This is a genomic window from Microbacterium sp., assembly GCF_031988965.1.
Lineage (GTDB): Bacteria > Actinomycetota > Actinomycetes > Actinomycetales > Microbacteriaceae > Microbacterium.
In genome coordinates this window covers 1-9,043 of record NZ_DALZXX010000118.1, presented here as the reverse complement: position 1 = coordinate 9,043, position 9,043 = coordinate 1, and the positions used below count along the sequence as shown (strand labels likewise).

8 protein-coding genes and 1 pseudogene are annotated in these 9,043 nt (G+C 68.8%); 6 read left to right on the top strand and 3 right to left on the bottom strand.

Annotation, left to right across the window (positions count from 1 at the left end; translation table 11 throughout):
• Positions 1 to 319 (bottom strand): annotated as a pseudogene (locus tag RTM68_RS14810) (hydrolase); the annotation flags it as partial.
• 135 nt (positions 320 to 454) lie between these two features.
• Here RTM68_RS14810 and RTM68_RS14805 point away from each other — a divergent pair.
• Positions 455 to 1,108, top strand: a complete 654-nt coding sequence (locus tag RTM68_RS14805) for an amino acid deaminase (protein ID WP_312172318.1) — start codon at positions 455 to 457, stop codon at positions 1,106 to 1,108.
• 107 nt (positions 1,109 to 1,215) lie between these two features.
• Positions 1,216 to 2,538, top strand: a complete 1,323-nt coding sequence (locus tag RTM68_RS14800; RefSeq protein WP_312172316.1) for an aromatic acid/H+ symport family MFS transporter — start codon at positions 1,216 to 1,218, stop codon at positions 2,536 to 2,538.
• Between the two features lie 62 nt (positions 2,539 to 2,600).
• On the opposite strand, the gene RTM68_RS14795 is transcribed toward RTM68_RS14800, so the two are convergent.
• On the bottom strand, positions 2,601 to 3,308 hold the full coding sequence (locus RTM68_RS14795; protein WP_312172314.1) for an MBL fold metallo-hydrolase: 708 nt from the start codon (positions 3,306 to 3,308) through the stop codon (positions 2,601 to 2,603).
• Positions 3,309 to 3,363: 55 nt separating this feature from the next.
• On the opposite strand from RTM68_RS14795, the gene RTM68_RS14790 reads away from it, so the two are divergent.
• On the top strand, positions 3,364 to 3,921 hold the full coding sequence (locus tag RTM68_RS14790) for a TetR/AcrR family transcriptional regulator (RefSeq protein WP_312172311.1): 558 nt from the start codon (positions 3,364 to 3,366) through the stop codon (positions 3,919 to 3,921).
• 15 nt (positions 3,922 to 3,936) lie between these two features.
• On the opposite strand, the gene RTM68_RS14785 is transcribed toward RTM68_RS14790, so the two are convergent.
• Entirely contained in the window at positions 3,937 to 5,388 is a 1,452-nt protein-coding gene (locus RTM68_RS14785; RefSeq protein ID WP_312172308.1) for a helix-turn-helix domain-containing protein, read from the bottom strand.
• A gap of 136 nt (positions 5,389 to 5,524) precedes the next feature.
• On the opposite strand from RTM68_RS14785, the gene aceA reads away from it, so the two are divergent.
• The 3 genes from aceA to RTM68_RS14770 form a co-directional block, all read left to right on the top strand.
• Positions 5,525 to 6,850 carry an isocitrate lyase gene (aceA, locus tag RTM68_RS14780; protein WP_312172305.1) on the top strand — a complete coding sequence of 442 codons (1,326 nt, stop codon included), beginning with the start codon at positions 5,525 to 5,527 and terminating at the stop codon, positions 6,848 to 6,850.
• Between the two features lie 24 nt (positions 6,851 to 6,874).
• Positions 6,875 to 8,545, top strand: coding sequence for a malate synthase A (gene aceB, locus RTM68_RS14775; protein ID WP_312172303.1), 1,671 nt, complete (start codon positions 6,875 to 6,877; stop codon positions 8,543 to 8,545).
• 111 nt (positions 8,546 to 8,656) lie between these two features.
• Positions 8,657 to 9,043: hypothetical protein (locus tag RTM68_RS14770; RefSeq protein ID WP_312172300.1), on the top strand; the 387-nt coding region annotated here is incomplete at its 3' end.

The window sequence follows — 9,043 nt, the reverse complement described above, 5'->3', positions numbered from 1 at the left end:
CCGACGCGGCGTCGGCGAGGAACTCGGCGAGACCGTCCGGAGCCATGATCGGCGCGGCGTCCGTCGCGAGCTCTTCGCGGCTCGCGAGGTATGCGGCGCTGAGGAGTCGGGCGTCCGCCCCCCGGGCGACCGCAGCGCGCCGCACCGCGTCATACCCGTCGAGTGCCTCACCGTCGGCGGTGGAGAGAGTGGCGCGGATGCCGTCGACGAAGCCGTGCGGGTCGTCGAGCGCGGCAGCCGCGTGCGTGGCATACGCCAGGACGGGCCCGTCTCCGAGGGCGATCGTGCCGTCGAAGTCGAAGAGGAGGATGGAGTTCACGGAGTTCCTTCCGCATCCGCACTCTGATCTCGCGGACGCTCCGTCCAGCATGCTCAGTAATTGTGGACAGAAAGTCCCGATCGTGTGAACGCCGTGTGAACAATCCGTCCACACGAGTCTTGTAGCGTGAACGCCGTGTCCGCACTCGACGACCTCACGACCGCTGCGATCCGAGCGCAGGCCGACTCGACGGACGCCGCACGCGCCGCGGTCGACAGCCTGCCCTGGCTCGGTGCCTCGCTGGACGACGATCGCACGCACGGGCGCTTCGACGCGTGGGGTCGGTCGACCGTGATCGACGAGAACGTCGGCGCACCCGTCATCCCTCGGGCGCTCTTCGATGAACTGCACCGCCGGGCCGAGGTCGAGGCCTCGTGGCCGGTCGGGAACGCGGGTCTGCTGCACTGCTACGGGTATCTGCTGTCACTCGTCGAGACGCCGTACGGCCTCAAGCGCGAGCGATGGATCGGAGCCGCACTCGCCGCGGCGTGCGGCCTCTCGCCCGACGCGTTCCTCCCGTGGCACGAGGGTCCCACACTGCTCGACAGGGCGGGCGACGCCGCATCCGCGATCCTCGCCTCCGCCGCCTCATCGCACACATCGACGATCGAGGGTCGGCACACCCGTGTCGGGGTCACCCGCGAGCGCGGCCCCGCGGCTCTGGCCTACGCGGTCGCCGCGCCCTCCGCGACTGTTCCGCTGCTGATCACGATGTTCCCCGTCGGCGATGCAGGCGCCGTCCTGACCGAAGTCACGAGCACTCCTCGCCTGCGCTGGAACGCCGTCTGATCGATCCGTATATTGCATTTCTGTGACTATCGTCATACTTTCGCAATAGCGGTCTGATCGACCGATCCACCCCGACGCACTGTCGCGTCACCGCGAAGGAGACGACGTTGTCTGCCACTTCACCGACCACCTCCCCCGAAACCGTCTGGCCCGTACCCCGCGGGGTCACCGGCATCGTCCTGTTCAGCTGCTGGCTCGCGATCCTCGCCGACGGCTACGACATCGGCGTCATCGGCGCCGTGCTGCCCGCCCTCGCCGAGGACTCCGCCTGGGCGCTCAGCCCCGTCGAGCTCGGCGGACTCGCCTCGTGGGCACTCGTCGGCATGCTCATCGGCGCCCTCTTCATCGGAACACTGAGCGACCGGGTGGGCCGCAAGCGGATGCTGCTCGTGTCGATGTCGATCTTCACGACCATGCAGCTCGGTGCCGCCCTCGCGCCGACGCCCGAGCTGTTCGGACTCTTCCGCTTCCTCGGCGGGCTCGGCATGGGCGGCGTGATCCCGGTCGCCGCGGCTCTCACGATCGAGTTCTCCGCCCCGAGGAGGCGTGCACTGAGCTACGGCATCATGTACTCCGGCTACTCGCTCGGAATCGTCGTCTCGGCCCTGGTCGCGATGGGGCTGCTCCCCCATCTCGGCTGGCGCTGGGTCATCGCGGTCGGCGCATTCCCCATCCTGCTCCTGCCGATCATCGCGAAGGTGCTGCCGGAATCGCTCGAGTCGCTCGAGAACCGCGGTCTGCACGATCGCGCCGTGGCACAGGCGACGCGGCTCGGCATCGATCCCTACGTCCCCGCACCGCGACCCGAGGTCAAGCCCGGCGAGCGGATGCCGTGGCACAGCATCCTGCAGCAGCTGTTCTCGCGCCGATACCTGCGCTCGACCGTGTTCCTGTGGATCTCGCTGTTCGCCGGCCTGCTGCTGGTCTACGGCCTGAACTCGTGGCTGCCGTCGATCATGCGCGCCGCCGGCTACGACCTCGGCCCTGCACTGACGTTCCTCATGGTCTTTAGTCTCGCGTCGGCCGTGGGCGGTCTCGTCCTCGGTCACCTGGCGGATCGCTTCGGATCGAAGCCCGTACTCATCATCTTCTACACGCTCGGCGGCGTCGCGTGCCTGCTGATGATGTTCCCGAACTCGATGTTCCTGAACCTCGTGTTCGTCGCGATCTCGGGCGTCGGGTCGATCTCGACCTCGCTCGTGCTGACGGCCTACATCACCGACTACTACCCGGCATCCGTACGCGCCACCGCCGCCGGATGGGCGCTGAGCTTCGCTCGCATCGGCGCCATCATGGGGCCGATGGTCGGCGGATGGCTGGCCGCGATGGCGGTCGGGGTGGAGTGGAACTTCGTCGCCTTCGCGATGGTGGCACTGCTCGCGGCCGTCGCGGTGTCACTCGTACCCAAGAAGCCCGACGCTCTCGGCTGAGCGGCATCCGGCCGCGCACTCCCCTCCTGCGACACCTCCGCTCTCGCAGGAGGGGGTGCACCTCAGCCTCGCGAGTCGAGCGCATCCAGCAGATCGACCGCGGTACCGGCGAACTCGGGCCCATGCCCGGGAAAGATCCTGGCCTCGGGCAGACCCCTCAGCTTCTCGAGGCTGACCCTCGTTCGCGGAGCATCATCACTGAACGGCGCGAGTCGTGCACCGCCAGCCCCGGTGAGCACGTGCCGCGTGGTGACCGCATCACCGAGGAAGAGCGCGTCGACCGCGGGAACCCTGATCGCAGCCGATCCGTTCGTGTGACCCGGGATCGCGATGATCTCGGGCGCACCCGGCAGATCGAGCACGTCGCCGTCGGACATCGGCACGACGCTCGACGGACGCCGGGTGCGCAGCGCTCCTCGGCGCAGCCCCGTCCAGAGGAATCTCAGTGTCGGGCCGATCCGCCACGCATCGGCCTTCACACCGCGCGGCGGAACCACCCCCGTCGCCAGCTCGGCGTCGGCCGCCAGAATGTGCACGGGGACGCCGTGCCCGGCACGCAGAGCCTCGGCGATGCCGATGTGATCGGTGTCTCCGTGCGTGAGCACGACACCGCGGATGTCGTCGAGCGAACGCCCGACCCCGGCGAGCGCCGCGGTGAGGATGCCGAGATCTCCCGAGAGGCCGGCATCGATGAGCGTGACGCCGTCGTCGGTGACGATCGCGTGGATGGCGATGATGTCGTCGCCGATGCGGAGGAGCTGAGCTGTCATGTTGGCTACACTACATAGCCTTGATGGCTACAGTCAATAGCTTTATGCTGGGAGCATGCCTGCACCGCAGAGAGTCAGCACTTCCGCGCTCGTCGCCGCCGTCCGCACGATCGCCGAAAGAGACGGAGTGGATGCCGTCACCATGAGCGCCGTCGCGTCAGCCGTCGGGGTGCGCGCGCCCAGCCTCTACAAGCGCGCGGCGAACCGACACGACCTCCTGCGGCTCGCGGCGGACGATGCCGCGATGGAACTCGGCGTCGCCATCGCGGAGGTCGTCGAGAGATCGACCGACGCTCGCGAGATCCTCGCCGGCGTCGCCCGCTCCCTGCGCGCCTTCGCGACCCGATCACCCCGCGTGACCACGCTGCTCTTCAACTCGCCCAGCCCCGAGGCGACGCCTTCGCAAGAGACGCTCGCCCCGCTGATGACGACCCTGCTCGGCGCGGTGAGCGCGCTGACGACGGCCGATCCTCTCCCCGTCGCTCGCACCCTCACGGCCTGGGCCTACGGCTTCTGCATGATGGAGCAGAACGGCGGATTCCGTCAGGGCGGCGACGTCGACGAGGCGTTCGAGCGTGGTCTCGAGATCGTCCTGCGCGGCATCGAGGTCTGATCCGCTCCTCCGCACTCAGCGGGGCGCGTGCGCCTCGAGGAACTCGTACACGTCGGTCGTGTCGACACCCGGGAAGGATCCGGTGGGCAGGGTCGCCAGCAGGGTTCGCGGGGTCCTCACGTTGGGCCAGGAGTTCTCGCGCCAGCGCCCTTCGAGGTCGGCGGGCGCACGACGACAGCAGACCTCGACCGAGTGCTTCGACACTCCGCGGTGCGGGGTGTCCCGCCCGACGAGCCACTTGGTGTCGTCGAAGCGCACACCCACACTCACCGAGTGCAGCCCCTCGCTCGACGCCTCGACCCGCGCGGTGCACCAGTAGGTGCCGTTGCCCGTGTCGGTGTACTGGTAGTACGGATTGAAGCGGTCATCCTCGTCGAACACGACGCGACTGGTCCACCGACGACAGCACATCTGCCCTTCGATGGCACCGAGACGATCGGTCGGGAAGTTCACGTCGTCGTTCTCGTATGCCTTCGTGATCGTGCCGGACTCGTGCACCTTGAGGAAGTGCACGGGGATGTCGAGATGACGGGTGGCGAGGTTCGTGAAGCGGTGCGCCGCCGTCTCGTACGAGACCGAGTAGGCATCGCGCAGATCCTCGATCGAGATCGCCCTGCGCGTCTTCGCATCCTTCAGCGCCGGCACCACGTGGGACTCCGGGACCAGCAGCGCCCCCGTGAGGTAGTTCGTCTCGACCCGCTGCCGCAGGAATTCCGCGTAGCTGCGGGGCTCGGAGTGCCCGAGGATGCGGCTCGACAGCGCCTGCAGCACGGCCGTCCTCGCGTCGCCCTTGGCCGGCACGCTGCTCGACAGGTACAGGCGCCCGTGGGCGAGGTCGGCGACACTGCGCGTGGTCTGTGGAAGGTCGGGGGCATAGTGCAGGGTGAACCCGAGATAGGCGGCGATCTCGGACGCCGTCCGCTGGGTGAGCGGACCACCCGGGTGCCCGACCGCCGCGAGGATCTCGGCGGCCTTCGCCTCGAGGTCGGCGAAGTGGTTGTCCTGCCGGCGCATGAGGTGACGAAGCTCGACGTTCGCACGTCGGGCCTCCTCCGGAGTGGCCGCCCGCTCGTCCTTGAGTCGATCGATCTCGCCGTGCAGGGCGAGCAGCGCCTTGAGAGCATCCGTCGGCATGCTCTTGGCGATGCGGAAGGGCTCGATCCCGAGCGCCTGGAACGTCTGCCCCTTCATGGCCCGTTCGAGGGCGATCTCGATCGCACTGCGCTCGTCGAGCGGCTCGCCCTCGAGCAGCGCATCGATCGTCACACCGAGCGCCCGTGCGATCGCCTGCAGCTGCGTGAGCTTCGGTTCGCGCTTGCCGGTCTCGATCATCGACATCTGACTCGGAGCCCGATCGACGGCCGCGGCGAGGTCGTCGAGGGTCATCCCGCGCGCCGTGCGCAGCTGACGGATGCGGCGTCCGATCGTGAGGGCGTCGGCGTCTTCTTCGACCGCTGAGGTGCTCATGCGGCCGATTCTGTCACAGAAACAGAATTTCCGCCGATCTTCACGCACGGAACGGTCGGTCGAGTGCCAGTTCTTCACCCACAGTGGAACCACGCCACCCGGCTTCACGGTCCGGGCATCCAACGGAGGAGACACCATGACGAACACCGCTCAGAACCCCACACCCCGCCCCGCCGGTCTGCGCGCCGGCGACCAGGTTCAGACGGCCGCCGAGCTCCGGGAGATCTGGGAGACGGATCCTCGCTGGGACGGCGTCGAGCGCACGTACTCGGCCGAAGACGTCATCCGCATCCGCGGGTCGGTCCGTGAGGACTCCACCCTCGCCCACCGCGGAGCCGAGAACCTCTGGAACCTGCTGCACACCGAGGACTACGTGCGGGCTCTCGGCGCCTACACCGGCGGCCAGGCCGTGCAGCAGGTGCGTGCGGGCCTCAAGGCGATCTACCTCTCGGGATGGCAGGTCGCGGCCGACGGCAACCTCGCGGGCCAGACCTACCCCGACCAGTCGCTCTACCCCGCGAACTCCGTGCCGGCCGTCGTGCGCCGCATCAACAACGCCCTGATCCGTCAGGACCAGCTCGAGCACGCCGAGGGCGAGGTCACCCAGGATTGGCTCGCGCCCATCGTGGCCGACGCCGAGGCAGGCTTCGGCGGGCCGCTGAACGCCTACGAGCTCGCGCAGTCGCTGATCCAGGCGGGCGCCGCGGCGATCCACTGGGAGGACCAGCTCGCGAGCGAGAAGAAGTGCGGCCACCTGGGCGGCAAGGTGCTCGTGCCCACGCAGCAGCACATCCGCACGCTCAACGCGGCACGCCTCGCGGCCGATGTGGCAGGTGTGCCGACGGTCATCATCGCCCGGACGGATGCTCTCGCCGCCGACCTGCTCACCAGCGACGTCGACGAGCGCGATCAGCAGTTCACCACCGGCGAGCGCACGACCGAGGGCTTCTACCGCATCCGCCCCGGCATCGAATCGGTCATCAGCCGAGGCCTCGCCTTCGCGCCGTACGCCGACCTGCTGTGGGTCGAGACGGGCGAACCCGACATCGAGCTGGCCCGCGAGTTCGCCGCGGCGATCCACGCGCAGTTCCCGGGCAAGCTGCTCGCCTACAACTGCTCCCCGAGCTTCAACTGGAAGCGCCACCTGTCGGACGCCGAAATCGCGACGTTCCAGCAGGAGCTGGCTGACCTGGGCTACAAGTTCCAGTTCATCACGCTCGCCGGCTTCCACGCCCTGAACCACTCGATGTTCGACCTCGCCCGCGGGTACGCCGAGCGCGCCATGAGCGCGTACGTCGAGCTGCAGGAGGCCGAGTTCGCCGCCGAGGCGAACGGCTACACCGCAACCAAGCACCAGCGCGAGGCGGGCACCGGCTACTTCGACGTCATCTCCACCGCGCTCAACCCCGACAGCGCGACCCTCGCCCTCGCCGGCTCCACCGAAGCCGCGCAGTTCCACTGAACCTCTTGTGAAGGACACACGATCATGACCACTCCCACCGCTCCCCCGACCACCGCCCCGATCCAGACGACGCAGCAGGGCCCCGCCATCACCGTCACCGGCCCGCTGCGCGACCGGTACGACGAGATCCTCACCCCCGAGGCGATCGCGTTCCTCACCGAGCTGCACCACCGCTTCGCCTCCCGGCGGCACGACCGCCTCGCCGATCGCATGCGCCGGCGGTTCGAGATCGGCAACGGTCACGACCCGCGCTTCCGCGACGACACCGCACACATCCGACAGGATGCCGAGTGGCGCGTGGCGGGTGCCGGCCCTGGCCTCGAGGATCGCCGTGTCGAGATCACCGGACCGACGGATCCCAAGATGACGATCAACGCGCTGAACTCGGGCGCTCGCGTCTGGCTCGCCGATCAGGAGGACGCGACGAGCCCCACCTGGAAGAACGTCATCGAGGGGCAGCTGTCGCTCCGCGACGCGATCCGCGGCGAGCTGTCGTTCACCGGGCCCTCGACCGAGTCGGGTCCGGGCAAGGAGTACCGCGTCACCGCCGAGCGCACACCCACGATCGTGATGCGCCCACGCGGCTGGCACCTGCCCGAGAAGCACCTGCAGTTCACCGACCGCGCAGGGCGCCGCACCGCGGCATCCGGTTCGCTCGTCGACTTCGGGCTCTACTTCCTGCACAACGCGACCGAGCTCATCGCGAACGGTCGCGGGCCCTACTTCTACATCGCCAAGCTGGAGTCGAGCGAAGAGGCGAAGCTGTGGGACGACGTGTTCACCTTCAGCGAGGAGTACATCGGCATCCCCCACGGCACGATCCGCGCGACCGTGCTCATCGAGACGCTGCCTGCGGCGTTCGAGATGGATGAGATCCTCTACGAGCTGCGCGATCACTGCGCCGGCCTCAATGCGGGTCGCTGGGACTACATCTTCTCGATCATCAAGAACTACCGCGGCCGCGGCGCGCGCTTCGTGCTCCCCGACCGCAGCGAGGTCACGATGACGGTGCCGTTCATGCGGGCGTACACCGAGCTGCTCGTGCAGACCTGCCACAAGCGGGGCGCGTACGCGATCGGCGGCATGAGCGCCTTCATCCCGAACCGTCGAGACCCCGAGGTCACGGCGCGGGCATTCGAGAAGGTGTCGGCCGACAAGAAGCGCGAGGCCGGCGACGGCTTCGACGGCACCTGGGTGGCGCACCCCGACCTGATCCCCACGGCTCAGGCCGAGTTCGACGCCGTGCTGGGCGACCGCCCGAACCAGGTGGACCGTCAGCGGCCCGAGGTCACGGTGACCGCGGCGCAGCTGCTCGACGTGCACATCGGACGACCGATCACCGCACGAGGCGTGCGCGACAACGTGTCGGTGGCGATCCGCTACCTCGAGGCGTGGCTGCGGGGCCTCGGTGCCGTCGCGATCGACAACCTGATGGAAGACGCCGCCACCGCCGAGATCAGCCGCTCGCAGGTGTGGCAGTGGATCCACCAGGACCGCACCACGGAAGACGGGACGCCGATCACGCCCGACTACGTCGAAGGGCTCATCGGCGAGGTGCTCGGCGAGGTCGAGCGCCGTGACGGCGACCGCTTCGACGACGCGGCATCGGTCTTCCGCGACGTCGCCCTGCGCGAGGAGTTCCCGGCGTTCCTGACGCTCGGCGCCTACAGTCGATTCCTCGTCGACGAGGCCTGACGACCCCACGGGAGAGCCCCTCGGCAGCCGCGATCCGGTTCCGAGGGGCTCTTCTGTGCGTGCCGTGCCCCGCACGGCCCTGCGCCGTCGCGCCGGGCGTAGCCTGGGCGTATGAGCGACGTCTGGACCGACATCTCCTCCGAGTTCCTGCACCTGTACCCGCGCGGTCGGCGACTCCTCGTCGTCGCAGGAGCGGATGCCGAGCGTTCCCGCGTGGCCGCCGACGACCTCGCCGCGGCGCTGACCTCCGCCGGTCAGACGGTCGAGCGCGCGCACACCTCCGACGGCGCTGAACAGCCGCTGCGTGACGACATCATCGTGCCGTTCCGACAGCGCGAGGACACGGGGTCGGTCCTGATCGTGTCGGGACCGGCCGCGCTCCTGGGCGAGTCCACCAGGGGGATCTGGAATTACATCCTCTGGCAGCTCGCGGATGACGAGCAGCCGCACTCGATCGCCTCCGCGATCGTCGACGTCTCCGACCCCGCGAACCCCACC